The sequence below is a fragment of the Mycobacterium sp. E3251 genome (genome assembly GCF_001666835.1).
Lineage (GTDB): Bacteria > Actinomycetota > Actinomycetes > Mycobacteriales > Mycobacteriaceae > Mycobacterium.
Window position 1 is genome coordinate 27,580 of sequence record NZ_LZJF01000034.1, and the last position, 25,835, is coordinate 53,414.

Annotated in this window: 17 protein-coding genes; 13 read left to right on the forward strand and 4 right to left on the reverse strand. The window is 67.5% G+C overall.

All coding sequences use genetic code 11. The annotated features are described in order from the left end of the window. Positions 1 to 9: 9 nt before the first annotated feature. Positions 10 to 831, reverse strand: a complete 822-nt coding sequence (locus tag A5697_RS04435) for a FadR/GntR family transcriptional regulator (RefSeq protein WP_066958635.1) — start codon at positions 829 to 831, stop codon at positions 10 to 12. 99 nt (positions 832 to 930) lie between these two features. Here A5697_RS04435 and A5697_RS04440 point away from each other — a divergent pair, with 99 nt between their 5' ends. Beyond that, positions 931 to 3,315, forward strand: coding sequence for a CoA transferase (locus tag A5697_RS04440; protein ID WP_068008355.1), 2,385 nt, complete (start codon positions 931 to 933; stop codon positions 3,313 to 3,315). 18 nt (positions 3,316 to 3,333) lie between these two features. Beyond that, the gene (locus A5697_RS04445; RefSeq protein WP_067947112.1) at positions 3,334 to 3,525 is read left to right on the forward strand and encodes a ferredoxin; all 192 of its coding nucleotides are present in this window, start codon (positions 3,334 to 3,336) and stop codon (positions 3,523 to 3,525) included. 15 nt (positions 3,526 to 3,540) lie between these two features. Here the strand turns inward: A5697_RS04445 and A5697_RS04450 are convergent, their stop codons facing one another. After that, positions 3,541 to 4,782, reverse strand: coding sequence for a cytochrome P450 (locus tag A5697_RS04450; RefSeq protein WP_068008466.1), 1,242 nt, complete (start codon positions 4,780 to 4,782; stop codon positions 3,541 to 3,543). A gap of 152 nt (positions 4,783 to 4,934) precedes the next feature. On the opposite strand from A5697_RS04450, the gene A5697_RS04455 reads away from it, so the two are divergent. The 6 genes from A5697_RS04455 to A5697_RS04480 all read left to right on the forward strand — a co-directional run bounded on the left by A5697_RS04455 (position 4,935) and on the right by A5697_RS04480 (position 9,689). Further along, positions 4,935 to 6,062 carry an aromatic ring-hydroxylating dioxygenase subunit alpha gene (locus tag A5697_RS04455; RefSeq protein WP_156673154.1) on the forward strand — a complete coding sequence of 376 codons (1,128 nt, stop codon included), beginning with the start codon at positions 4,935 to 4,937 and terminating at the stop codon, positions 6,060 to 6,062. Positions 6,063 to 6,073: 11 nt separating this feature from the next. Beyond that, positions 6,074 to 7,660: an AMP-binding protein gene (locus A5697_RS04460; protein WP_068008360.1), complete on the forward strand. Its 1,587-nt coding sequence runs from the start codon at positions 6,074 to 6,076 to the stop codon at positions 7,658 to 7,660. 95 nt (positions 7,661 to 7,755) lie between these two features. Beyond that, positions 7,756 to 8,181 carry a nuclear transport factor 2 family protein gene (locus A5697_RS04465; protein ID WP_067211385.1) on the forward strand — a complete coding sequence of 142 codons (426 nt, stop codon included), beginning with the start codon at positions 7,756 to 7,758 and terminating at the stop codon, positions 8,179 to 8,181. Positions 8,182 to 8,243: 62 nt separating this feature from the next. Beyond that, positions 8,244 to 8,717: a MaoC family dehydratase N-terminal domain-containing protein gene (locus tag A5697_RS04470; RefSeq protein WP_197500915.1), complete on the forward strand. Its 474-nt coding sequence runs from the start codon at positions 8,244 to 8,246 to the stop codon at positions 8,715 to 8,717. Further along, positions 8,714 to 9,163 (forward strand): MaoC family dehydratase, encoded by a 450-nt coding sequence (locus A5697_RS04475; RefSeq protein WP_067947104.1) that lies wholly within the window; start codon positions 8,714 to 8,716, stop codon positions 9,161 to 9,163. Before A5697_RS04470 ends, A5697_RS04475 begins: the two co-directional genes overlap by 4 nt. Beyond that, positions 9,153 to 9,689 carry a maleylpyruvate isomerase family mycothiol-dependent enzyme gene (locus A5697_RS04480; protein ID WP_231971973.1) on the forward strand — a complete coding sequence of 179 codons (537 nt, stop codon included), beginning with the start codon at positions 9,153 to 9,155 and terminating at the stop codon, positions 9,687 to 9,689. Before A5697_RS04475 ends, A5697_RS04480 begins: the two co-directional genes overlap by 11 nt. Before the next feature lie 105 nt (positions 9,690 to 9,794). On the opposite strand, the gene A5697_RS04485 is transcribed toward A5697_RS04480, so the two are convergent. Continuing rightward, positions 9,795 to 11,261, reverse strand: a complete 1,467-nt coding sequence (locus A5697_RS04485) for an aldehyde dehydrogenase (protein ID WP_068008363.1) — start codon at positions 11,259 to 11,261, stop codon at positions 9,795 to 9,797. Positions 11,262 to 11,352: 91 nt separating this feature from the next. On the opposite strand from A5697_RS04485, the gene A5697_RS04490 reads away from it, so the two are divergent. Beyond that, positions 11,353 to 12,714 carry a lipocalin-like domain-containing protein gene (locus A5697_RS04490; RefSeq protein WP_068008368.1) on the forward strand — a complete coding sequence of 454 codons (1,362 nt, stop codon included), beginning with the start codon at positions 11,353 to 11,355 and terminating at the stop codon, positions 12,712 to 12,714. Here A5697_RS04490 and A5697_RS04495 read toward each other — a convergent pair. Then, positions 12,697 to 13,902 (reverse strand): aromatic ring-hydroxylating dioxygenase subunit alpha, encoded by a 1,206-nt coding sequence (locus tag A5697_RS04495; protein ID WP_068008371.1) that lies wholly within the window; start codon positions 13,900 to 13,902, stop codon positions 12,697 to 12,699. The genes A5697_RS04490 and A5697_RS04495 overlap by 18 nt on opposite strands. A gap of 40 nt (positions 13,903 to 13,942) precedes the next feature. Between A5697_RS04495 and A5697_RS04500 the strand changes: the two genes are divergently transcribed. From A5697_RS04500 to A5697_RS04515, 4 genes are all read left to right on the forward strand, one after another. Further along, entirely contained in the window at positions 13,943 to 14,845 is a 903-nt protein-coding gene (locus A5697_RS04500; RefSeq protein WP_067947094.1) for a MerR family transcriptional regulator, read from the forward strand. A 60-nt stretch (positions 14,846 to 14,905) separates the two neighbouring features. Beyond that, complete coding sequence (locus A5697_RS04505) at positions 14,906 to 15,628, forward strand: DUF1906 domain-containing protein (RefSeq protein ID WP_068008373.1); 723 nt, start codon at positions 14,906 to 14,908, stop codon at positions 15,626 to 15,628. Between the two features lie 543 nt (positions 15,629 to 16,171). Next, positions 16,172 to 25,396: a type I polyketide synthase gene (locus A5697_RS04510; protein WP_068008376.1), complete on the forward strand. Its 9,225-nt coding sequence runs from the start codon at positions 16,172 to 16,174 to the stop codon at positions 25,394 to 25,396. A gap of 31 nt (positions 25,397 to 25,427) precedes the next feature. Then, the gene (locus A5697_RS04515) at positions 25,428 to 25,826 is read left to right on the forward strand and encodes a holo-ACP synthase (protein ID WP_067947088.1); all 399 of its coding nucleotides are present in this window, start codon (positions 25,428 to 25,430) and stop codon (positions 25,824 to 25,826) included. Positions 25,827 to 25,835: the final 9 nt, after the last annotated feature.

The window sequence follows — 25,835 nt, forward strand, 5'->3', positions numbered from 1 at the left end:
GGCTGCCTCTCAGGTTTGACGGAAATCCCGCGTCCGCGACAGCGCCTGCGGCGACAGCGCGTGAATTCGTTGATCGTGCCGACCGGAGAGCACGTACGTCTGGGTGTCGGCGAGATGGCGACCCGCGATGCGGCGCGCCCGGTCGACGTCGCCCTCCGCGATGGTCTCGGTCAGCTTGACGTGCGTGCTGAGCACGGCGCGGCGCTGCGCCAATGACGGATAGGTGCCCCTCGCCGCGCTCTCGTCTGCCCACTGTTGTTCGTGGCTGGTCCACAGCGTCTCCAAGCTGCCGACCACCGCGATGATGGTGTGGTTTCCGCAGCCGCGGACCACGAGATCGTGGAATTCACGGCCGATTTCGGTGAACAGCCCGCCGTCCTCGATGTTCTCGGCCATGGAGTCGTTGACCCGGTTGAGCTCCGGGACCAAGGTGTCCGCCCGGTCCGGGCGCCGGGCGGCCAGCGCGGCGCACGCGGGCTCGAGTTCCTGCAACGCCATGCCAAGGTCGGCGACCGCTACGGACTCGCTCTGCAGTAGCAGCCCGAGCATGTACGCGGCACTGGTCTTCGCCGGGGCATGCACGACGGCGCCACCACGGTTGCCCCGCCGCACCGAAACCAGGCCCTCGGTCTCCAGGATGCGAAGCGCTTCGCGCAGGGAAACCAGACTCACGTTGAACTGCTCGACGAGCACCTCTTGCCGCGGCAACAGATCGCCGTCGGCGAGGTCACCGTTGATGATCTGGCGGCGCAACTCGTCGGCTACGATTTCTGCGATCCGCGGCGCCGACAATCGGCGACGGGCGTCGCTCCCAATTCCCAAGGCGGTCATCCGATCCTCGATGCATAGCAACTCGCTGGCTTAGCTATTTTAGCAGTAATGGTATAAATAGCTTCTTCGATCGCGCGTCGATCGGGAGGGCGGGTGTAAGTGAGCGAGCGGTTCGACGGCCGGCCCACACCGCTGCACGACCTGCGTGTCGTCGAGATCAGTGATCGGATCGCCGGCAGTTACTGCGGAAAGCTGCTGGTCGATGCCGGGGCCCAAGTGTGCAAAATTGAACCGCCGCAAGGAGATTGGCTCCGACGATACTCCGCGACGGGCTCGCCGATGCCGGATGGGGAGAGCTCGCCGTTCTTCGCCTACCTCAATGCCGGCAAGCGCAGCGTGACTTATCCGCCCGATGCCGAGCGCTTCGCCGCCGAACTGTCCGCCGCGGACGTGGTGGTGGTCACCGCCGGCCGGGAGCAGGCCGCCGCGTTGGGCGTTGACCCGCAGCGGCTGCTGGCGGACTGTCCGCGCGCAATCATCGTCACGATCTCCGACTTCGGCTGGACCGGACCGTACGCCGACCGTGCCGCCAGCGAGTTCACCCTGCAGGCGTGGGCGGGCTCGCCCGGCTTCCGCGGCGATCCGGCGGGACCGCCCATCTCGATCGGCGGCGACTTGGGGGAGTACATGGGCGGCGTCTACGCCGCATTCGGCGCCCTGGCCGTGCGCCGCCGCGTCGAGCGCGGTGGTCCCGGTGAGCAGCTCGATCTTTCCATGCTCGAGGCGTTGACCGCGATGCAGAGCAGCGAATGGCTGCACTCCCAGCTGCTGCGGGTGCCACCCATCCGCCGCACGCTCGAAGTGCCATCGATCGAGCCCGCGAAGGACGGCTACGTCGGGATCACCATGGTCACCGGCCAGCAATGGCTCGACTTCGTCGCCATGGTCGAATGCCCGCAGCTCGAAGAGATCGAACAACTCCGCTTCCAGATCGGCCGGTGGGCCTACCGCGACCTGATCCGCGAACAGATCGGCCCGTGGCTGGCCGAACGCACCGTCGGGGAAATCGTCGAACTGGGCCAACTGTTCCGGCTGCCCATCGCGGCGCTTGGCAACGGCTCCACGATCCGGGAGATGGAATACGTCACCGAGCGCGGCGCATTCGTCGAAAACCCCGCCGGCTTTCACCAGCCCCGGCCCCCCTGGTTGATGTCGGCATGCGCTCCCACCCCGCCGCGGCCGACCCCCGCTCTCGGCGAGGCCAATGACGAAACCCTCTGGTCGCCAAGCGAATCCACGAGGAGCGCGACGCAGGCAGGGCTGCCCCTGGCCGGTGTGCGCATCGTCGACCTGACCGCGTTCTGGGCGGGTCCCGCGGCCACCCACCTGCTGGCCGCCTTCGGCGCCGACGTCGTCAAGGTGGAGTCGATACAGCGACCGGACGGCATCCGATACTCGGGCGGCATGCGCACCGACGTCGACGATTGGTGGGAGTACGGCTGGGTCTTCCACGCCATGAACACCAACAAGCGTTCCGTCACACTGGATTTGGGTTCCGAAGACGGGCGCCGCCTGTTCACCGAGCTGGCCGCCGGCGCCGACGTGGTGATCGAGAACTTCTCCCCGCGGGTGATGGACCAGTTCGGCCTGACCGCCGACGTGCTGCTCAACGTCAACCCCAAGCTCGTCGTCGCCCGGATGCCCGCGTTCGGACTGGATGGACCGTGGCGGGATCGCGTCGGATTCGCTCCCACCATGGAGCAGCTCGCCGGCCTGGCCTGGGTGACCGGGCTGCCCGAGACCGCGCCGGTCACACCGCGCGGGGCTTGCGATCCGCTGGCCGGTGTGCACGCCGCGTTCGCCGTGCTGGCCGCGCTGAACTTCGCCGAACGCACCGGATCGGGACAGCAACTCGAGCTGCCGATGCTCGAGACGGTGCTCAATGCCACCGCGATACAGGCGATCGAATCCGAGGTCTTCGGGATAACGCTGACCCGGCGCGGCAACCGCGGTCACGGCGACTCGATCCAAAACATCTACCGGTGTGGAGGGGAAGACGACTGGATCGCGGTCACCGTGCGCGACGACCGGCACTGGCGTGCCCTGGTCGAGGTGATGGATCGACCGGCGTGGTGCGACGAGGAACTGTCCGCCGTCGCCGGGCGGCGACGGCGGGGCGACGACGTCGATCGCCGGCTGGCGGACTGGTTCGCGCGCCAACCCCTCGACTCGACGGTGGAGCGATTGGCGGCCGCCGGCATCCCCGCCGCGCCGGTGGTGTCGCCGTCGTTGGTCGTCGAGAATCCCCAACTGCGTCACCGGGGATTCTTGGAGACCCTCGACCACCCCAGCACCGGCGCCGGTCTCTATCCGTGCCCGCCGTTCGCCCGGCTGGCCGGCCAGGACAGATGGCTGCTGCGGCCACCGCCGCGGCTGGGCGAGCACAATGAAGAGATACTGCGCGAGCGGTGCGGGCTGACCGACGAAGAACTGACGCGCCTCGCAACCAGCGGGGTGATCGGGACCCGACCCAAGGGCCTGTAGAGAAGTGGAGGGCAACTGATGCGCGTGACAGTTGACGAAAACCTTTGTGAGGCCAACGGCTTCTGCGAATCGCTGGCACCGGATGTCTTCGAGCTGGGGGACGAGGACGTGGTGCAGATCGCGGACGGGCCCGTGCCCCCGCGTCTGGAGATCGACGTGCGCGCCGCGGTGGACCAGTGCCCCAAGGCCGCGCTGCGGCTGATCGACTGAGGGATCGGCGACTAGTCAGGTCGACCGTCCGGCCAGCGAGATCGGCATTTCGTCGTAGATCGACATGTTCGTGGTCAGGTTCGGGTAAGCCACTTTCGCCGGGCCGAGGGCGATGTCGTCGCAACGCAGCAAGAGTTCGTCGAACACCGCCCGCAGTTCCGCGCGCGCGAGCATGGCGCCCAGGCAGTGATGGGGTCCGCCGCCACCGAAGGCCACCTGAGGGTTCGGCTGACGACCGATGTCGAAGGTGAACGGTGATTCGAAGACCTCCTCGTCGCGGTTGGCCGAACGCAGCATCGACACCACCCGCTCGCCCTTCGCTATGCGCTGGCCGTCCATCTCGACGTCGACCTTCGCGGTGCGCGTCCAGTACGCGACCGGTGACGCCCAGCGCAACACTTCCTCGATGGCGCTGGGTCGCAGCGCTTCCTGCTCGCGATAGCGCTCGATCTGCTCCGGGTTCGCCACAAACGCCTGTAGCCCGATGGCCAGTGCATTCTTGGTGGTGTCGCTGCCGGCGAACGCCAGCACGAAGAAGAAGAATTCGAGTTCGTGAGGTGGCAAGCTGAAGTGATCACCGTCTTCGCCGGTGATCACCGCGGTGGCCAACGTGCTCCAGATGTCGTCGGTGGGATTGCGTCGCTTCTCCGCGGTGAGGTCCATCGCGTACCCGAAGATGTTGGCGTAGAGGTCGGTTTCGTCCTGCCGGCTCAGCTGCACCTCCGGTGAGTTGGCCTTCAATATCCGGTCCAGGCCGTCGAAGATGCGGGGCCGGTCGTCTTCCGGTATGCCGATGATGTCGCCGATGACCGTCATCGGCAGGGCGTCCGCGACGTCCTCGATCCAATCGCCGCCGCCCTCGACCAGCATGCGGTCGATCATGCGCGCGGCCCTCGCCCGGATGCCGTCCTCGAGCTTGGCGATCGCCCGCGGATTGAACGCGTTCGAGATCAGCTTGCGGCGCTTGTTGAGCCCGGGCGGGTCCATGTTGATGATGGTGGGGTACGACGAGAACATCCCGACCGGCTGGATGAGCGGGCCGTCGACCGCGGTGAAGGACTCGACATCGCGATGCAGCCGGACCGCATGCCGGTGTTTGGTGGTCACCCAGAACTGGCGCTGGACCGTCCTGGCGACACCGGGGGTCAGGTCGTGGCGGAAAATCGGTCGGCTGCGCCGCAACTCCGTGAACAATTCGTCAGGAAATCCGTTGCGCCACAGGGCGAAATCGGAAAGATCCACTGACCCAGCCGTCATCTGAAACTCCGCTCTGCCCGGGCGCATCTGGTGCCGCGTTGACGTTCAATGCTTAAAATAGTAAAAATAGACCTTGTCGTCGAACCGCGGTGAGTGAAGGGCGGCCAAGTTGCGCTCGACTCGCCTTGGTCTGGGCGGGATATGGAGAGTTCGTGACGCACACAATTTCTGACCCCGCGTCGGATGCGGCCGGGGATCCCTCGGAACGCGAGTTCGGACAGGCCGGCATCGCGCTGTCGACCTATCGGTTCCCGACGGGTTGGTTCATCGTCGCCTTCAGCTCGGACCTGACCACCGGTCAGGTCAAGCGCGCCCACTACTTCGGTGAGGAACTCGTCATCTTCCGCACCGAGTCCGGCCAGGTGCACGTGATGGACGCCTACTGTCAGCACCTCGGCGCCAACCTCGGCGTCGGCGGCACCGTGGAAGGCGAGAACATCGTCTGTCCATGGCATGGCTGGCGCTGGCGTGGTGACGGCAGCAACGCGCTGATCCCGTACAGCAAGATCGGGTGCAAGAACAACGTCCGCATCCGCACGTACCCGAGCATGGAGTGGTACGGCTTCGTGCTCGTGTGGCACGAGCGGCACGGGCGGGCGCCGTACTGGCAGCCTCCGGTGCTGCCTGAACTGGAAACGAACGAGTACTACCCACTGCACCCGCACACGCAGATGATCAACCGGGTCAAGGTGCACCCGCAGATGATCATCGAGAACGCCGCCGATCCGTATCACGTGCAATACGTGCACAAGGCCGCCAATCCGGCCACCACCGCGTCGTTCGAAGTGTCCGGTTACCACTTGCACGCGACCGTCAACGCCCACTTCGGCGGCGGCCGCGCCTCTACCTGGCTGACCCCCAATGGGCCGGTCGACGCCAAGATCATCTACGACAACTACTCGCTGGGGCTGGGGGTGGTCCGCTTCCCCAGCGAGCTGGTGGCCACGGTTCAGGTGACCGGGCAGACGCCGGTCGACGAGGACTACACCGATTACTTCTACACGCAGGCGTCCGTCCGCGAGCCCGGCGACACCGGGGACGCACCGACCGGTCGCGCGGCCAAATTCCTGGCGCTGCAGCAAGAGGTCATCAAGCAGGACTTCTTCACGTGGGAAAACATGAAGTACCTGGAGAAGCCGAACCTGGCTCCCGAAGAGGCGCATGACTATGCCGCGCTTCGCCGCTGGGCGCACCGTTTCTACCCGGGCACGCAGCCTTCGCCGTCCGACTTCGGGTACACGGCCGACGGTGAGCCCGACCCGGCGGCCGCGAAAGCCTGATCGGCCGTCCGATGAGCCCCGACCGGAGCGGACCTCTCGGGCCCGCCGACTTCGGCGTCGAAAGTTTCACGGTCCCAGCCGTGCTCGATCGGCGGGCCGAGCAACATCCCGACCGGGTGATGATGTCGATCGCCGGCGTCGACGTGACCTTCGAGCAGATGCGGCAGCGCTCCTGCGCCGCCGCCAACGTGCTCGCGGACTTGGGCGTCGGCCGCGGCGATTGCGTGGCGTTGTTCACCGCAACCTGCCCGGAGTGGGTCTACTTCTGGTTGGGCGCGGCGCGTATCGGCGCGGTGAGCGCCGCCGTCAATGCCGCGAACAAACGGGATTTCCTGCTACACGCCCTGCGGCTGTCGCAGGCCAAGGTGATCCTGACCGATGCCGAGCGTGGGCCCCGGGTGGACGAGGTTGCCGGGGCGTTGAAGACCGCCCCGATCGTTGTGCTGCAGGGTGATTCACTTGCCGACGAGTTGAGCCGAGGTGGCTCCCGTGCGGTCGCAGACGTCGGCGTGGCGGTGGAGGACCTGGGCTGTCTCTTTTACACGTCGGGCACCACCGGGTCGTCGAAAGCGGTTGCTACGACCTGGCATTACCTGTTCACGGTGGCCGCGACGGTCGCTTCGGCGTGGGAATTGCGCGCGGGGGAGGTGCTGTGGACGGCGATGCCGCTGTTTCACTTGAGCGCGGCACCCAGCGTGCTCGCCCCGATGCTGCTCGGAGCGACGACTGTGCTGGCACAAGCGTTTCACCCCGCCCGGGTGTGGGAGGACATACGCGCCCGCGGTGCCGTCGGCTTCGCCGGCGCCGGCGCGATGGTGTCGATGTTGCACAACCTGCCGGCGGATCCGCGTGACGCCGACTTGCCGCTGCGATTCATCTCGGCGGCTCCGATCGACGCCAAGGCTTATCGCGACATCGAAAAGCGTTACGGCTGCCGCATTGTCACGATGTACGGGATGACCGAGGCGTTTCCGATCGCCGTAAAGACCCTGGCCGACGAAGGGGTGCCGGGAACTTCGGGCCGGCCGAACCCGAATTTCGACGTGCGGATCGTCGACGAGGGCGGCGATCCGCTACCCGCAGGCGCGGTCGGGGAAATCGCCTGCCGGCCCCGGTATCCCCACGTGATGAGCGAAGGCTATGTCGCGCAAGGCATGCGGGTCATTCCGCACCCGGAATGGTTTCGCACCGGCGACGTCGGCCTGCTCGACGCGGAGGGAAACCTCACGTTCGTCGACCGCAGGAAGGATTCGCTTCGCCGGCGCGGTGAAAACGTGTCCTCGGTCGAGGTGGAAACCGTGGTCGCGAGCCATCCCGCCGTCGCGGAAGCCGCCGCGATCGGGGTGCCCAGCGCGTTGGGCGAAGACGACATTCTGGTGATCGTGACGTTGCGACCGGGGGCGACAGTGGATTACGCCGAGCTGCTCGATTTCTGCTCGGCCCGGATGCCGTACTTCTGCGTGCCCCGATACGTGGAGACCGTCAGCGAACTCCCGAAGACGGTCATCGGGCGGATACGCAAGGACTTGTTGCGCGAGCGGGGGGTGACTCGGGAGGCGTGGGATCGTGAAGCTCAGGGCTATATCGTTAGCCGGTAAGTTACGTTAATGTTACGTATTAGTCGGCAAGTTACTTTACCGTTACATCCGTCCGCTCGTTGGCAGTCGTTTCCCGGGAGAGGCTGGAGACCGAAATGACCATGTCCTATCAGGAACAGCAAATGTTGCAGGCCGCCACGGGCCGAGCTGCCATTCTCAATCTGAACGCCCGGCACAACCGGGCATACTCCGAGGGTGATCGCGAGCGCTGGATCGCCACGTTCCGCCACGCCGGTGCCACCTACCAGCGTGATGGTGACACGTTCGACGATCTGCGTGCGGCGTTCGATGGCGGCGACGGACAACGGCTGGTCACGGTCGACCACGAGATCAGGGTCGACGGGGTCAACGCCGTGCAGCGTTGCGTCGTCTTGCTTTTCGCCAGCATGTACGGCGACACCACGCTACGTGCCACGGGGATATTCCGGGACACGCTGATCTACGAGCGTGGCGGCTGGTACTTCACTTCCCGTGCACTGCAATGGGATTCGGTGCCCAGTCGGCACCCGCTCGTTATGTGAGCCGCGTGGATCCGGACCTCAGTTACCAGCTGGCCTTCGGCACCTATGAAGACGCGCTGCGCATGGTCGGCGCGAAAAGCGAGCCGCGCACTGCGGCGACGGCGGTAAGCGGAGCCCGCATCCAGTTGTTCGCCGCGATGGTCCGCGACGGCAATCGGTCGTACTGGGACGCCGAGTTCGCCCGCCGGAAATGGGGCGGTCTGCTGGCGCCTCCGGCCTTGCTGATGGGGTGGTTGATCCCTCCGCCGTGGCAGCCACAGGTCGGCCCGCCTGCGGCATCCCTGGTGCTGCGAGTGCCGCTGCCGGGAACCACGTTCATCAACGCGGCCAACGATGTCGAGTTCGTGGTGCCCATCGTTGAAGGTGACGTCCTTACCGTCGTCGAAGAGCTGGTGTCGGTGTCACCGGAGAAGCGGACGCGGCTGGGCGTGGGGCATTTCGTCGAGACGCTGGAGACCTACCGCCGCCAGGACGAAACGGTGGTCGCCACCTGCCGGAACACGTTGTTCCGCTTCACGCCCGGGGCATCCCCGTGACCGGCGGCGACCTGCACTTCGACGAGATCGTCGTTCCCGCCGACCTCCCCGAGGTGGTCGACCACATCAGCTACCAGCGAGTGGTGGAGAACGCGGGGGCGACTTGGGACTACTTCCCGGGCCATTTCGACCCCGAATACGCTCAGCGCCAGGGCAATCCGACGATCTACGTCAACACGATGCACCTCGCCGGCTTCGCCGACCGCGTCGCGACCGACTGGGCGGGCCCGAGCAGTCGGGTGGTGCGGCGCTCCTTGCGGCTGGCCGGCTCGGTGTATGCGGGCGACACAATGATCGGCCGGGGACGCGCGGTCGCCAAGCGACTGGACACCTCGGTGGACCCGCCGCGCTGCCTCGTCGACATCGAGATCCAGGTGACCAACCAGCACGGCGCGCTGTGCTGTCCGGTCGAGCTCACCCTGCAGATGCCCGCACGTGCCCGATGATTTGGTGGCCGCACTGCATCTCGCGGTCTGCCGACGGTTCGGCGAAGCCGTCCGAGCGGCGCATGGCGGGTGGGGTCGTCGCTCCCCATGCGAGGAGTGGGATGCCCGGGCGGTGCTCGAGCACGTGATCGGTTTTCACGACGTGCTCATCTTGCGCCCCTTGGGATTAAAGCCCGACCGACCGAGGGACGATCCGCAGGCGCGCTGGCAACTGACCTACGACGCGCTGACGGCGGCCGTTGAATCCGGCAGGCTGAGTCAGCTGCGTGAGTACAGCTTGATGCCGAACCTGACACGCGATGTCTTGGTGCACACGTGGGATCTCGCCCGCGCGGTGGGGGCGGACGATGTATTGGATTCCGCGTGGTGCCGGCGGTTCTACGACGGCCTGCCTGCCGACCCGCGGGCCTTGAGCTCCTCGCGAATGTTCAGCGTTCCGATCGCGGTGCCTGACGAAAGCGACGTGCAAGCAAAGCTTTTGGCGCGGCTTGGCCGCGACCCGTCGTGGCGACCGGAGACGGCGTAGCGACGGCCGCGGCCATGGGACGAGTTCGGATTGTGATATCGCCGGTGATATCGCGAACGGAAATCGCCATATGCCCCGATGATGGGCAGGGGTCACTGACGGTGGTTATAGCGGCGGCAGCTGTCCTTTGCATACCAGCGTCTGCAACTCGACGTATTCGTGGAGGCCCTCCGGGCCGAACTCGCGCCCGATGCCCGACTGCTTGAAGCCACCGAATGGGGCGCCGATGTCCAGCGTGTACATGTTGATGCCGTACGTACCGGTGCGCACGCCCGCCGCGATTTCCAGGCCGTGTGCGATGTCGGAGGTCCACACCGAACCGGCCAGGCCGTAGTCGCTCTCGTTGGCGATTCGGATCGCGTCGTCCTCATCGCGGTAGCGCAGCACGGTCAAGACCGGACCGAAAATCTCCTCGCGGGCGATGCGCATGTCGTTGGTGGCGTCGGCGAACAACGTCGGCTGCACATACCAACCACGCGTTGACGGGCTGTCCTGGCCGCCGAGGACGACGCGGGCGCCTTCGGCCTGTCCGGACTTGATGTAGTCCTGAACGCGGCGTTGTTGTCGTTGCGCCACAAGGGGTCCGATGTCGGTGGCGTCGTCCGACGGATCGCCGACGTTGAGGGCCGACATCATGTCGGCCAGCGCGTCGACGACCTCGTCGTGCCGCTTATCGCTGACCAGGATGCGGGTCTGTGCGACGCACGCCTGGCCGTTGTTCATCAGGCCGGCGGTTTTCAGCCCGGCGGCGGTCTTGCCGATATCGGCGTCGTCGAGAATGATCGCCGCGGACTTGCCGCCCAGCTCCAGGCTGTAGCGCTTCAGCTGCTCACCGCAGAGCGCCGCGATGCGCCGCCCGACGGCGCTGGACCCGGTGAACGCGATCTTGTCCACGTCGCGGTGGCGCACCAGCGCCTCACCGATCTCGGGTCCACCGGGCAACACCGAGACCACCCCGTCGGGCAGGTCCAGCTGCTCGATCATCTCCGCCAACCACAAAGCGTCCAAGGGGGTTTCGGGTGCGGGTTTGATGATGACCGTGCAGCCCGCGATCAGCGCCGGGATCAGCTTGGGCATGATCAGGAACTGCGGAACGTTCCACGGAACGATCGCGCCGACCACGCCTACCGGGGCCCTGCGCAAGTGCACTTCGCCGAGCACGCCCTGACGCCGTTCCTCCCACGGAAACTCGCGCGCGGCGGCCAGCGCCAAATGGATGAGCGTCGCCGCGGCAGCGCCTTGGCCCATCCGGCTGAAACTGCGCGGCGAGCCCATCTCGTCGGTGATCAGGTCGGCCATCTCCTCGATGTGGCCGGAGTAGATCGCGGCGAGCTCTTCGACCTTGGCCATCCGCTCGGCATGGGTCATCCGCGGCCACGGCCCGTGGTCGAAGGCGTGTCGCGCGGCGGCGACGGCCGCGTCGACGTCCTCGGGTCCGGCCAGCTGGACATGGCCGACCGGTTCTTCGGAGTGCGGGGAGATGACGGCGAGCTGTTGGGGGTTGGCGGGCTTGCGCCACTGACCCCCGATGAAGAGTTCGTCATAAGACCGGTGGCCGGAGTTTTCTGTCATCGGGCACTTCCTCGAGGGTTGGGCGCAGGTAGCCAGTGACCGGGATTTCTCTATTGACGCTAACATAGCGAAAAAAGCAGCGAGGGCCGATATGACCAGCGATTGGCGTAGTTACCCGTTCCAGTTGGTGCCCGGCGACAGCCAACTGGATTTCCCCGCCGCCGAGGGCGAACACCCGGATCAGGAGTCGGACACCTGGTTCATCGCGGGGCAGCTCGATGCCGCCGAGACCGGTCGGTCGTTCGCCTTCCTGACCATCTTCAACAAGAACCGGCCCGGCGGCACCGTGGTCGCCGATTTCTACACGTTGGCGCTCTTCGATCTGGACACCGGCGATTACGGCACCTTCACGGATTACGACATGCCGCCGGCAAACCTGAAGCCCGGGGCGCGGCGCAAGCTGACATTGGCCCCAGGCCATCTCGACATCCACTACTCCAGCGCCGCGGGCACCGCGTCGTGGACCACCTGCCGCGACGCCGACGGAGAGCTGCTGCCGTACACGTACCGCGTCAGCCTGGTCGGCCAGGACCAGTCGGGTCGGCCCATGCGGCTAGACCTGGCCGTAACACCAACGCGTGCACCGACACCGGTGGGTGCGTCGACCTACAACGGGAAGATCTGCTGCTTCGGCCAGACCGAAACGTATTCGTATTTCCAGACCGGCATGGCGATGACGGGCACCCTGCGCTGGGGAGACGTCGTCCAGCAGGTCTCCGGCAGCAGCGGGCACATCGACCGGCAGTGGTTCCCGAAATACGCCGGCGGCGGAGGGACGGGGGGAGACCCGCGGGCCCGATCCCACGAATGGCGCACCATCAACTTCGACAACGGCGTGGACCTGAGCATCTGGCGGCAGTTCGACCGCACCAATGGCAATGCGCTGCAGCCGTTCACGGGTGTCACGACGAGCCATCCGGACCCCGGCATGCCGCCGGAGTGTGCTGAGGACATCGAGGTGACGGTCAGCAGCTACGTGCGATGGCCGGACACGGTGCAACCGTTGGTGCGGCCGCAGGCAGCCGCCCGCTACATGCCGGACCGGCACCGGATCACCTGCCGCACAATGCAACTCGACATTGTCGGGGAGCCGCTGGTGCCCGCTCCCGCGCACGGCCTGCCCATCGAATACATGGAGGGTCCGTACCGCTACCGCGGAACCCTGTGGGGTCAACCGGTGACCGGCTTCGCGTTCAACGAGCGCTCGTTGGCCCTGTACCGCGACTGGGAGTTGGTCGAGGTGCTGGCCACCACAGTCGCGAACATGGAACCGGCCGACCGGGACTTGGAGAAGGCGGCGGGACTGCTGGAGCAGCTGCTGGCACGCGGCCGCCGAGATGAAGCGGTCGGGCTGTTGACTACGGTGCGTCCCGCGCAAAGCGACCCGCTGGCAACGCTTTTGGACGACCTCGTGGCGGTGCTGTCCGCCGACGCATCAACCGAGAGCGGCTGATTCGCCAAGCGCCCCGGCCCAGGCTTGGTGGCGATGCTGCAGGCCGGGTTCGTTGCGGCCGAACAGCAGGTGGTCGCGGGCACCGGACTCGAGGTTGGTCTGCAAGCGTTCGACCAGCCGGTAGTCCTCGTCGCGCACCGTGGCGTGGGCGTAGTCGAAGACGGCTTGCGCGCCGGCCGCGACCGATTCGTCGGAGACGTCCAGCGGTGTCGAGTTCTGGTGCACGGTGATCGATCTCCCGGGCCCGTCGCCGGGGTAGATCCGGAACAGCTCGCCGTTGGCGATGGTCACCGACAGCACGATGTTGGGGAACAGCGCGTAGATCACGACCAAGTTCTGGAACGGATCCCACTGCTCTTCGGGGACGTCGTCCAGCGCCAGGATCGTGTTGAGCGGGAAGATCAATCGGTGGTGCGGTCCGAACGCGTCGAACACCGTGCAGTTGCTGCGGGCGATGGTGGCGAACGTCTGCTGATGCACGGTGGCGAAATGGTAGTTCTCCGAAAAGGTGTCGACCGCGAGCTTCCAATTGATCGGGCAGTCGAGCACCTTCTCACCCAATGGCGCCCACCGGCCGATGCCCCACGAATCGAGCTCTTCGGCCAGGGGGCCCAGGTGTGCGGCGACATCCAAGTTGGCCCCGGGAACCAGTGTGACCCAGAGGAATCCGGCGAATTCGGTGGCCGGGAGCTCAGTCAGGCCGTCGGCCTTGGCGGTCACGGTGGTTTGGCGGCGACCCGCTTCGGCCGGCTTCGCCGTCCTTGCGATCGCCACACCGGTGAAGCCCTCACGGCCGGGCAGGCCGACCAACCGGCCGGTGTTGTCGTACGTCCACGCGTGATACGGGCAGGTGAACCGCTTCGCGCTGCCGCAACCGGTTGCGACCTGCGACTGGCGGTGCAGGCAGATATTGTCAAACGCCTTGACCGATCCATCGGCCGTTCGTGTCAGCAGGATTGACCGGCCCATCACCGTCTTCGTGCAGTACGCGCCGGGGGCGGGCAGCTCGGAGACATAGCCGACCAGCTGGGGGCTGGCCAGGATCATGGCCCGGTCTCGGTCGTGGCGCTCGGCCGACGTATAGGACGTCGCCTCGACGCGGTGCTCGGCGGGGGCGAGATCGGTGGTCTTGTCGCGCGCCAACTTCAAGGCGCGGCGGGTGAGGTCGATTAGCTGCTCGCGTTCCATCAGCTCAGTACAGACCTTGCCACAGTTGTAAGGTCAAGGAGTGGCTGAGCAGTTGCTGATCGGCGACGTCACGGCCCTGACGGGCATCGCGTCCGGTCGCATCCGCCATTACGAGAAAATCGGTTTGCTGCGTGCCGAGTATCTGTCGAACGGCTATCGGGTCTTCGGCGTGGAACAGGTGCTCGATCTGCTCCGCATCGATCTGCTGAGAAGTCTCGGCGTGAGCATCAATGACATCCAGCGCTTGGTCGCGGGTGGACGCGCCACGTTGGCGGGTGTTCTCGACGAGCACCGGACGTTGCTGATGCGCCAGCGGGACCGGCTGGACCAGTTGATCGCGGCTATCGACCGGTCTCGCGCCGCCACCGATTGCCCCGGCTCCGACGTCAGCGAGGACATCCTGCGCAGGCTGGCGACCACCCACCGCGACAGCATCGGCGTCATCGGGCGGCTCACCGCGCCGCTGTCCGCGTCCGTCGCCACGATGTATGCCGACCTGTTCGACGAATGGGACTTGCCGGTACCGGTCTTGTTCGGGCAGATGGTTCTGCCGCCGGCGGCCAGCACCCTGCTGGCCCAATTGGCCGAGACGCCGGGGCGTCAGGTGCTGTTCGACCGGTTGCGGAAGCTCGCCGCCGACGTGATCGGGCTGGGCGACGACCGGGCGGCCGCGACGGAACTCGCTCAGAGTTGGATCGACCGGCAGCTCGCCGACCCGCTGCCCGACGACGTGGTCGACGTGCTTCGGGGGGTGCAGCCGTCGCTGGAGCGTGACCCCGTGATCGTGCAGGGATTCCGTGCTTGGGCGGGATCGATCAACACGGCGGCCGCCCACTTCCTCGACGAGGTCGGCCGCCAGACCGCTGGTCGTGGCCTGGAGGCCGTGAGCGTCATCGTGCTGCCCGCTGCGGCGCGGCGCCAAACCAAAGATGCGCCCCTGTGATGCAGATGTGACCAGTGTGATCAATGTGTCAGATGGTGTTCCTGCCGTATCCTGACGCCTGTGTCATCGGTTTCGCGACGCGACGTGCTCAAATTGGCCGCGGCGGCCCCTGCCCTGATGGGGCTGGGCGTTGCCGGTGCGTCGCTGCGTCCGGCACCGGCGTCGGCGTCGCTCGGCACGTTGTTGGACTACGCGGCCGGGGTCATCCCGGCCAGCGAGATCAGGGCCGCCGGTGCCGTGGGCTCGATCAGGTACGTGTCGGACCGGCGGCCCGGCGGCAACTGGATGCTGGGCAAGCCGATCCAGGTCGCCGAGGCTCGGGACCTCAACAGCAACGGGCTGAAGATCGTCTCGTGTTACCAATACGGGAAGGGCAATACCGCCGACTGGCTCGGCGGCGCCAACGCCGGTCTCCAGCACGCGCAACGCGGAATGCAACTGCATGCCGCCGCGGGCGGGCCCGCGAACGCGCCGATATACGCCTCGATCGACGACGACCCATCGTATGACCAGTACAAACAGCAGGTAGCCCCCTACCTACGATCCTGGGAGTCAGTGATCGGTCATCAGCGCACAGGTGTGTACGCCAATTCGAAGACCATCGACTGGGCGCTGCACGACGGGTTGGGCTCTTATTTCTGGCAGCACAACTGGGGTTCACCCAAGGGATTCGCGCACCCGGCCGCCCATTTGCATCAGGTCGAGATCGACAAACGCAGCGTCGGCGGGGTTGGGGTCGACATCAACGAGATCCTCAAGCCGCAATTCGGGCAGTGGGCCTAGCCTCCCTGCACCCCGCCGGCTCACCACCGGGCCGCGACTCTTAGAGATCCCAGCAAACACTCGTTCGCTCATTTTTCGGCGCGGCGTGCGCGAAGGCCGCCTCGACTGCGCGACGAAAGCGCGCTTGACGCCGCTGGACGGCTCGAAATTTTTACATAACGATTACATAACAAAACTGCTTTGATCAGGGCAGTTATAGCTACTCGACCGTAACCACCTGCATGCAGCAGGTTTGTTCGGCGCGCCCGCGCCGCGGATTAAACCCGGTGTTACCCAGGACACGGTTACCCGTGCGTAGAACTCATCAGTAACCGATCACGACGCAAAACGGGGGTCTGCCCTTATGACACTCTTAGTACAGCCGATGCAGTCCGCCACGCCGCCCGTCCACGGGCCCGCCCACCCGACAAGACACCGGTCAGACGGATTTTCGGTCGCGATTCGATGCGGAATCGACGGACTCTCTAGAGTTCCTGTCCCCTTCGGACCGGCTGAACGCACTGATACGTAAGACGTACATGACGCATTGAGGGAGATACAGACGTGACGATCCACGAGCACGATGAGGTGTCCGCTGAGCGCGATCCAAACGCACCGCACACCGCCCATGCTCTGGTCGACCGACTGACGGCCGGCGAGCCGTACGCCGTTGCGTTCGGCGGCCAGGGCAGCGCCTGGCTGGAAACCCTCGAAGAACTGGTGTCGTCGGCCGGCATCGAATCCGACCTGGCAACGCTGGCCGGTGAGGTGGAACTGCTGCTCGAGCCCGTCGCCAAAGAACTGGTGGTGGTGCGTCCGATCGGTTTCGAGCCGCTCTCCTGGGTCCGCGCACTGGCGGCCGAGGATCCGGTCCCATCGGACAAGCACCTGACGTCCGCCGCGGTGTCCATCCCCGGCGTACTGCTCACCCAGATCGCGGCCGTGCGCGCGCTGGCCCGCCAAGGCATGGACCTGAAAACCACCCCGCCGGTGGCCGTCGCCGGACACTCGCAAGGGGTGCTCGCCGTCGAGGCGCTCAAAGCCGCGGGCTCCCGCGACGCAGAGCTGCTGGCAATGGCCCAGCTCATCGGCGCGGCCGGGACGCTGGTCGCCCGCAGGCGCGGCATCTCCGTGCTCGGCGACCGCCCGCCCATGGTGTCGGTGACCAACGCCGACCCCGAGCGCATCAGCCGGCTGCTCGACGAGTTCGCGCAAGACGTCCGCACCGTGCTGCCGCCGGTGCTGTCCATTCGCAACGGCCGGCGCTCGGTCGTCATCACCGGCACACCCGAGCAGCTGTCCCGGTTCGAGCTCTACTGCCGGCAGATCTCGGAGAAGGAGGAGGCCGACCGCAAGAACAAGCTCCGCGGCGGGGACGTCTTCTCGCCGGTCTTCGATCCGGTGCAGGTGGAGGTCGGCTTCCACACCCCCCGGCTGGCCGACGGCATCGACATCGTCGGCGGCTGGGCCGAAAAGGTCGGACTCGATGTCGCGCTGGCCCGTGAACTGACCGAAGCCATCCTGGTGCGGCGTGTCGACTGGGTCGAGGAGATCAACCGCGTGCACGAGGCCGGTGCGCGCTGGATCCTCGACCTCGGACCCGGCGACATCCTGACCCGGCTCACCGCGCCGGTGATCCGCGGCCTGGGTGTCGGCATCGTGCCCGCCGCGACCCGCGGCGGGCAGCGCAACCTCTTCACCGTCGGGGCCGTCCCCGAGGTGGCGCGGGCCTGGTCCACTTACGCCCCCACCGTCGTTCGCCTTCCCGACGGCCGGGTCAAGCTCTCGACCAAGTTCACCCGGTTGACGGGACGCTCGCCGATCCTGCTGGCGGGGATGACCCCGACCACCGTCGACGCCAAGATCGTCGCCGCCGCGGCCAACGCCGGGCACTGGGCCGAGCTCGCCGGCGGCGGGCAGGTCACCGAGGAGATCTTCGCCGGTCGCGTCGATGAGCTCGCCACACTGCTCGAGCCCGGCCGCACGTATCAGTTCAACGCGCTGTTCCTCGACCCGTATCTGTGGAAGCTGCAGGTCGGCGGAAAACGCTTGGTGCAGAAGGCGCGTCAGTCCGGCGCGGCGATCGACGGTCTGGTGATCAGTGCCGGCATCCCGGACCTCGAGGATGCCGTCGAGCTCATCGAGGAATTGAACGACGTCGGCATCAGCCACGTCGTGTTCAAGCCCGGCACGGTCGAACAGATCCGCTCGGTCATCCGCATCGCGACCGAGGTGCCCACCAAGCCGGTGATCATGCACATCGAGGGTGGCCGCGCCGGTGGCCACCACTCGTGGGAAGACCTCGACGACTTGCTGCTGGCAACGTATTCGGAGTTGCGGTCGCGCCCCAACATCACCGTCTGCGTGGGCGGCGGCATCGGCACGCCCGAGCGGGCGGCCGAGTACTTGTCCGGGCGGTGGGCGCAGGCCTACGGCTTCCCCCTGATGCCGATCGACGGCATCCTGGTCGGCACCGCGGCGATGGCGACCAAGGAGGCCACCACGTCGCCGTCGGTCAAGCGGATGCTGGTCGAGACGCAAGGGACCGAACAGTGGGTCGGCGCCGGAAAAGCCGTGGGCGGCATGGCTTCCAGCCGCAGCCAGCTGGGTGCCGACATTCACGAGATCGACAACAGCGCCTCGCGCTGCGGGCGGCTGCTCGACGAGGTCGCCGGTGACGCCGAGGCCGTCGCCGAGCGTCGCGACGAGATCATCGCGGCGATGGCCAACACCGCCAAGCCGTACTTCGGCGATGTCGCCGACATGACGTACTTGCAGTGGTTGCAGCGCTACGTCGAGCTGACCATCGGTGAGGGCAACTCCACCGCCGACACCGCCGCACCGGGCAGCCCGTGGCTGGCCGACACCTGGCGCGACCGGTTCCAGCAGATGCTGCAGCGCGCCGAAGCCCGTTTGCACGCCAACGACTTCGGCCCGATCGAGACGCTGTTCGATGACCTCGCGCTACTGGAAAGTCCCCAGCAGGCCATCGCCACGCTGCTTGCGGCATACCCCGACGCCGAGACCGTGCAGCTGCACCCGGCCGACGTCCCATTCTTCGTCACCCTGTGCAAGACGCTGGGTAAGCCGGTCAACTTCGTGCCGGTCATCGACAAGGACGTGCGGCGCTGGTGGCGCAGTGACTCGCTGTGGCAGGCGCACGATGCCCGCTACGACGCCGACCAGGTGTGCATCATCCCGGGCACCGCGGCCGTGGCCGGCATCACCCGCATGGACGAGCCCGTCGGTGAATTGCTGGACCGCTTCGAGCAGACCGCCGTTGACGAGGTGTTGTCCTCCGGTGGGCAACCCCGGCCCGTCGCGTCACGTCGGCTGGGTCGCCCCGACGTGACCGGGCCGCTCGCGGTCGTGCTCGACGCCACCGACGTGCAGTGGGCGGGGCGCACCGCGATCAACCCGGTCCACCGAATCGCCGACCCCGCCGACTGGCTCGTGCATGACGGCCCCGAAAGCCGTCGCGCCACGCACTCGTTCACCGGGGCGCGGCTTGAGGTCGACGGCGACCGAGTGGTGTTGAGTGTCCCGGTGTCGGGCATCTGGATCGACATCCCGTTCACGTTGCCTCCCAACACGATTGACGGTGGCACTCCCGTGGTGTCCACCGAAGATGCCGCGACCGCCATGCGCGCGGTGCTGGCCATCGCCGCCGGAGTCGACGGGCCGGAATTCCTGCCCGCGGTCGTCGACGGGACCGCCACCGTGGCGGTTGACTGGGACCCCGAGCGGGTCGCCGACCACACCGGGGTCACCGCCACCTTCGGCGAGCCGTTGGCGCCCGGTCTCACCACCGTGCCCGACGCGCTGGTCGGGCTGTGCTGGCCCGCGGTCTTCGCGGCGATCGGCTCGGCGGTCACCGACGCCGGCGTCCCGGTCGTGGAGGGTCTGCTGAGTCTGGTCCACCTCGACCACGCAGCCCACGTCATGGGCGCGCTGCCCAAGGCCGCGGCCGAATTGACCGTCACCGCAACGGCTTCGCCGGCTATCGACACGGACGTGGGCCGCGTCGTCCGCGTCGCGGTGACGATCGCCGACGCCCACGGCGCCACGATCGCCACCCTCGACGAGCGGTTCGCCATCCTTGGCCGCACGGGCGCGGCCGAACTCACCGAGCCGGTGCGCGCCGGCGGCGCGGTGTCGGAAAACGCGACCGACACCCCGCGCCGCCGCCGCCGCGACGTCCGGTTGACCGCCCCGGTCGACATGCGACCGTTCGCCGTGGTCTCCGGTGACCACAACCCGATCCACACCGACCGGGCCGCCGCCCTGCTGGCCGGCCTGGAATCGCCCATCGTGCACGGCATGTGGTTGTCGGCGGCCGCGCAGCACGCGGTGACCGCCACCGACGGACAGGCCCGGCCGCCGGCCCGGCTGGTCGGCTGGACCGCGCGGTTCCTCGGCATGGTGCGCCCCGGTGACGAGGTCGACTTCCGCGTCGAGCGCGTCGGAATCGACCAGGGCGCAGAGGTTTTGGATGTCTCCGCCCGCATAGGATCCGACCTGGTGATGTCGGCGACGGCCCGACTGGCCTCCCCGCACACGGTGTATGCCTTCCCCGGCCAGGGGATTCAACACAAGGGCATGGGCATGGATGTGCGCGCCCGGTCCAAGGCCGCCCGCAAAGTGTGGGACAAAGCCGACAAGTTCACCCGCGACACGCTTGGCTTCTCGGTGCTGCACGTGGTGCGCGACAACCCGACCAGCATCATCGCCAGCGGCGTGCACTACAACCATCCCGAGGGCGTGCTGTACCTGACGCAGTTCACCCAGGTCGCGATGGCGACCGTGGCGGCGGCGCAGGTCGCCGAGATGCGCGAGCAGGGTGCGTTCGTCGAAGATGCCATTGCCTGCGGCCACTCCGTCGGGGAGTACACCGCGCTGGCCTGCGTCACCGGCATCTACGAACTGGAAGCGTTGCTGGAGACGGTTTTCCACCGCGGCTCCAAGATGCATGACATCGTGCCGCGCGACGAGCTGGGCCGTTCCAACTACCGGCTGGCGGCGATCCGGCCGTCGCAGATCGACCTGCCGGATGACGAGGTGCCCGCGTTCGTCGCCGAAATCGCCGACCGCACCGGGGAATTCCTGGAGATCGTGAACTTCAACCTGCGTGGTTCGCAGTATGCGATCGCGGGCACGGTACGCGGTCTGGAAGAGCTGGAAGCCGAGGTCGAGCGCCGTCGCGAGCAAACCGGCGGCAAGCGTTCCTTCATCCTGGTGCCCGGCATCGACGTGCCGTTCCACTCGCGGGTGCTGCGCGTCGGGGTGGCCGAATTCCGCCGCTCGCTCGAGCGCGTCATGCCGAGGGACAAGAATCCCGACGTCATCATCGGGCGCTACATTCCCAACCTGGTGCCACGCCCGTTCACCTTGGGCCGCGATTTCATCCAGGAGATCCGTGACCTGGTGCCCGCCGAGCCGCTCGACGAGATCCTCGCCGACTACGACACCTGGCTGGCAGAGCGCCGCAACGACATGGCGCGCATCGTCTTGATCGAGCTGCTGGCATGGCAGTTCGCCAGCCCGGTGCGCTGGATCGAGACCCAGGATCTCCTCTTCACCGAAGAGGCCGCGGGCGGTCTGGGCGTGGAGCGGTTCGTCGAGATCGGCGTCAAGTCAGCGCCGACCGTCGCCGGATTGGCCACCAACACCCTCAAGCTTCCCGAATATGCCCACAGCACAGTGGAAGTGCTCAACGCCGAGCGCGACGCCGCGGTGCTGTTCGCCACCGACACCGACCCCGAGCCGGAGCCCGACGCCGACGAGCCGGCCGCCGAGGCGGCCGAGGGGGCGACCTCCGTGGAGGCCGCGCCGGCCGCACCGGCACCCGCTGCCGCGTCGTCGGGCCCCCGTCCCGACGACATCGGGTTCGACGCCGCCGACGCCACCCTGGCGTTGATCGCGCTGTCGGCCAAGATGCGCATCGACCAGATCGAGGAACTGGACTCCATCGAGTCCATCACCGACGGTGCGTCGTCGCGGCGCAACCAGCTGCTGGTGGACCTCGGTTCGGAGTTGAACCTGGGCGCCATCGACGGCGCCGCCGAGGCCGACCTGGCCGGCCTGCGGTCGCAGGTGACCAAGCTCGCGCGCACGTACAAGCCTTTCGGCCCAGTGCTTTCCGACGCGATCAACGACCAGCTGCGCACGGTGCTCGGACCCTCGGGCAAGCGGCCCGGCGCCATCGCCGAGCGGGTCAAGAAGACGTGGGAGCTCGGCGACGGTTGGGCCAAGCACGTCACGGTCGAAGTGGCGCTGGGGACCCGCGAGGGCACCAGCGTGCGCGGCGGCGCCATGGGCCACCTGCACGAGGGTGCGCTGGCCGATGCCGCCTCGGTCGACAAGGTCATCGACGCCGCGGTCACCTCCGTCGCCGCGCGCCGGGGCATCTCGGTGGCGCTGCCATCATCGGGTGGCGGCGGCGGCGCGACCGTCGACGCGGCCGCGTTGAGCGAATTCACCGATCAGATCACCGGTCGCGACGGGGTGCTCGCTTCGGCGGCCCGCCTGATCCTGGGCCAGCTGGGCCACGACGACCCGGTCAGTGCGGCGCCGGCGGCCACCGACGCCGAGCTCATCGACCTGGTCACCGCCGAACTCGGCGCGGACTGGCCCCGCCTGGTGGCGCCGGCTTTCGACGCCAAGAAGGCCGTCGTGTTCGACGACCGGTGGGCCAGCGCCCGGGAGGACCTGGTCAAACTCTGGCTGACCGACGAGGGTGACATCGACGCCCAGTGGAAGAGCCTGTCCGAAAGGTTCGAGGGCGCAGGCCATGTCGTCGCGACCCAGGCCACCTGGTGGCAGGGCAAATCGCTGGCCGCCGGTCGCCAGATTCACGCCTCGCTGTACGGCCGGATCGCGGCCGGCGCCGAGAACCCCGATCCCGGCCCCTACAGCAACGAAGTTGCCGTGGTGACAGGCGCTTCGAAGGGTTCGATCGCGGCGTCGGTCGTCGCGCGGCTGCTTGACGGCGGCGCGACCGTCATCGCCACGACGTCCAAGCTCGACGACGAGCGGCTGGCCTTCTACCGCGGGCTTTACCGCGACCACGCCCGATACGGTGCGGCGCTCTGGGTCGTCGCCGCCAACATGGCGTCCTACTCCGATATCGATGCCCTGGTCGAATGGATCGGCACGGAGCAGACCGAAAGCCTTGGGCCGCAATCCATTCACATCAAGGACGCGCAGACTCCCACGCTGCTGTTCCCGTTCGCGGCGCCTCGCGTCGCGGGCGACCTGTCGGAGGCCGGGTCGCGCTCCGAGATGGAGATGAAGGTTCTGCTGTGGGCGGTGCAGCGGTTGATCGGCGGGCTGTCCAAGATCGGCGCCGAGCGCGACATCGCGTCGCGGCTGCACGTCGTGTTGCCCGGTTCGCCCAACCGCGGAATGTTCGGCGGGGACGGCGCGTACGGCGAGGCTAAGTCGGCCCTGGACGCACTGGTGAGCCGCTGGCACGCCGAGACCTCCTGGGCCGCCCGGGTCAGCCTGGCGCACGCGCTGATCGGCTGGACCCGCGGCACCGGGTTGATGGGCCACAACGACGCCATCGTCGAGGCCGTGGAGGAGGCCGGCGTCACCACCTACTCCACCGACGAGATGGCGGCCATGCTGCTGGACCTCTGCGACGTCGAGTCGAAGGTCGCCGCGGCCGGCGCGCCGATCAAAGCGGACCTGACCGGCGGCCTCGCCGAGGCCAACCTCGACATGGCCGAACTGGCCGCCAAGGCGCGCGAGCAGGCCACGTCGGGCGAGCAGGCCACGGACGACGCGGCGGCCGAAGGCACCATCGCCGCGCTGCCGTCGCCGCCGCGCGGCTTCACCCCGGCGCCACCCCCGGAGTGGGCCGACCTGGACGTCGACCCGGCCGACCTGGTGGTGATCGTCGGCGGCGCCGAGATCGGCCCGTACGGCTCGTCGCGCACCCGATTCGAGATGGAGGTCGACAACGAACTCTCCGCCGCCGGCGTCCTGGAACTGGCCTGGACCACCGGACTGATCCGCTGGGAGGACGACCCCCAACCGGGTTGGTACGACACGGAATCCGGCGACCTGGTGGATGAAGCCGAGCTGGTCGAGCGCTACCACGACACCGTCGTCGAGCGGGTCGGCATTCGCGAGTTCGTCGATGACGGCGCTATCGACCCCGATCACGCGTCGCCGTTGCTGGTGTCGGTGTTCCTGGACAAGGACTTCACCTTTGTCGTGTCGTCGGAGGCCGACGCTCGCGCGTTCGTCGAGTTCGATCCCGAGCACACGGTGGTGCGGCCGGTCCCCGATTCCAGCGATTGGCAGGTCACGCGCAAGGCGGGCACCGAGATTCGCGTGCCGCGCAAGACGAAGCTGTCGCGGGTCGTCGGGGCGCAAATCCCCACCGGGTTCGACCCGACCGTGTACGGCATCAGCCAGGACATGGCCAGCTCCACCGACCGGGTGGCGCTGTGGAACATCGTCGCGACCGTCGACGCGTTCTTGTCTTCGGGATTCACCCCGACCGAGTTGATGCGGTGGGTGCACCCCGGCCTGGTGGCCAGCACCCAGGGCACCGGCATGGGCGGCATGACGTCGATGCAGACCATGTATCACGGCAACCTGCTGGGCCGGAACAAGCCGAACGACATCCTGCAGGAAGTGCTGCCGAATGTCGTTGCCGCGCACGTCATTCAGAGCTACGTCGGCAGTTACGGCGCGATGATCCACCCGGTCGGTGCGTGCGCGACCGCGGCGGTGTCGGTCGAGGAGGGCGTCGACAAGATCCGCCTCGGCAAGGCCGAACTGGTGGTGGCCGGTGGTTTCGACGACCTGACGCTGGAAGCGATCATCGGCTTCGGTGACATGGCGGCCACGGCCGACACCTCCATGATGCGCGGCCGCGGCATTGAGGACTCGAAGTTCTCCCGGCCCAACGATCGGCGCCGGCTCGGGTTCGTCGAGGCGCAGGGCGGCGGCACCATCCTGCTCGCCCGCGGCGACCTGGCCCTCAAGATGGGTCTGCCGGTGCTGGCCGTGGTGGCCTACGCGCAGTCGTTCGCCGACGGCGTGCACACCTCGATCCCGGCCCCGGGCCTGGGCGCCCTGGGCGCCGGCCGCGGCGGCAGGGAATCGGCGCTGGCACGCTCGCTGGCCAAGCTCGGCGTCGGCGCCGACGACATCGCCGTGATCTCCAAGCACGACACATCCACACTGGCCAACGATCCCAACGAGACCGAGCTGCACGAGCGGCTGGCGGACTCGCTGGGCCGCTCCGAGGGCGCCCCGCTGTTCGTGGTGTCGCAGAAGAGCCTGACCGGCCACGCCAAGGGCGGCGCCGCGGTATTCCAGATGATGGGCCTGTGCCAGATGTTGCGCGACGGGGTGATCCCACCCAACCGCAGCCTGGATTGTGTCGACGACGAACTGGCCGGGTCGGCCCACTTCGTCTGGGTGCGCGAGACGCTGCGGCTCGGCGAGAAGTTCCCGCTCAAGGCGGGGATGCTGACCAGCCTCGGGTTCGGCCACGTCTCCGGACTCGTGGCGCTGGTGCACCCGCAGGCGTTCATCGCCTCGCTGGACGCCGATCAGCGCGCCGACTACCAGCGGCGTGCGGAGGCGCGGCTGCTGGCCGGTCAGCGCCGGTTGGCATCGGCCATCGCCGGCGGCGCGCCGATGTACGAGCGGCCGTCGGGTCGTCGCTTCGACCACGACGCACCGGAGAAGCGCCAGGAGGCGGCGATGCTGCTGAACCCGGCGTCGCGGCTGGGTGACGGCGAGGCGTACGAGGTCTCGGCCGGATGACGTCTTCGACCGTCCGTTAGCCTGGCGACCCATGGGAATTGTCGGTGTGGGGATCGACGTCGTCTCCATCCCTGATTTCGCCGAGCAGGTCGACCAGCCGGGAACCGTCTTCTCCGAGACATTCACGCCGGGTGAGCGCCGAGACGCCTCGGACAAGAGTTCGTTCGCGGCGCGCCACCTGGCGGCCCGGTGGGCGGCGAAAGAGGCGGTGATCAAGGCCTGGTCGGGATCCCGCTTCGCGCAACGGCCCGTGCTGCCGGAGGACATCCACCGCGACATCGAGGTGGTCACCGACATGTGGGGGCGGCCCCGGGTGCGGTTGAGTGGCGACATCGCCAAACATCTGGCCGACGTGACGATTCACGTGTCGCTGACGCACGAGGGGGACACTGCGGCCGCGGTGGCGATCCTGGAGACGACCTCCGACTAGCCTCGAGAC

Excerpts from the sequence above, each read along its gene's own strand:
- A5697_RS04435 (WP_066958635.1), bottom strand. The coding sequence starts at position 831 with ATGACCGCCTTGGGAATTGGGAGCGACGCCCGTCGCCGATTGTCGGCG.
- A5697_RS04445 (WP_067947112.1), top strand. The coding sequence starts at position 3,334 with ATGCGCGTGACAGTTGACGAAAACCTTTGTGAGGCCAACGGCTTCTGC.
- A5697_RS04450 (WP_068008466.1), bottom strand. The coding sequence starts at position 4,782 with ATGACGGCTGGGTCAGTGGATCTTTCCGATTTCGCCCTGTGGCGCAAC.
- A5697_RS04460 (WP_068008360.1), top strand. The coding sequence starts at position 6,074 with ATGAGCCCCGACCGGAGCGGACCTCTCGGGCCCGCCGACTTCGGCGTC.
- A5697_RS04465 (WP_067211385.1), top strand. The coding sequence starts at position 7,756 with ATGACCATGTCCTATCAGGAACAGCAAATGTTGCAGGCCGCCACGGGC.
- A5697_RS04470 (WP_197500915.1), top strand. The coding sequence starts at position 8,244 with ATGGTCGGCGCGAAAAGCGAGCCGCGCACTGCGGCGACGGCGGTAAGC.
- A5697_RS04485 (WP_068008363.1), bottom strand. The coding sequence starts at position 11,261 with ATGACAGAAAACTCCGGCCACCGGTCTTATGACGAACTCTTCATCGGG.
- A5697_RS04490 (WP_068008368.1), top strand. The coding sequence starts at position 11,353 with ATGACCAGCGATTGGCGTAGTTACCCGTTCCAGTTGGTGCCCGGCGAC.
- A5697_RS04495 (WP_068008371.1), bottom strand. The coding sequence starts at position 13,902 with ATGGAACGCGAGCAGCTAATCGACCTCACCCGCCGCGCCTTGAAGTTG.
- A5697_RS04515 (WP_067947088.1), top strand. The coding sequence starts at position 25,428 with ATGGGAATTGTCGGTGTGGGGATCGACGTCGTCTCCATCCCTGATTTC.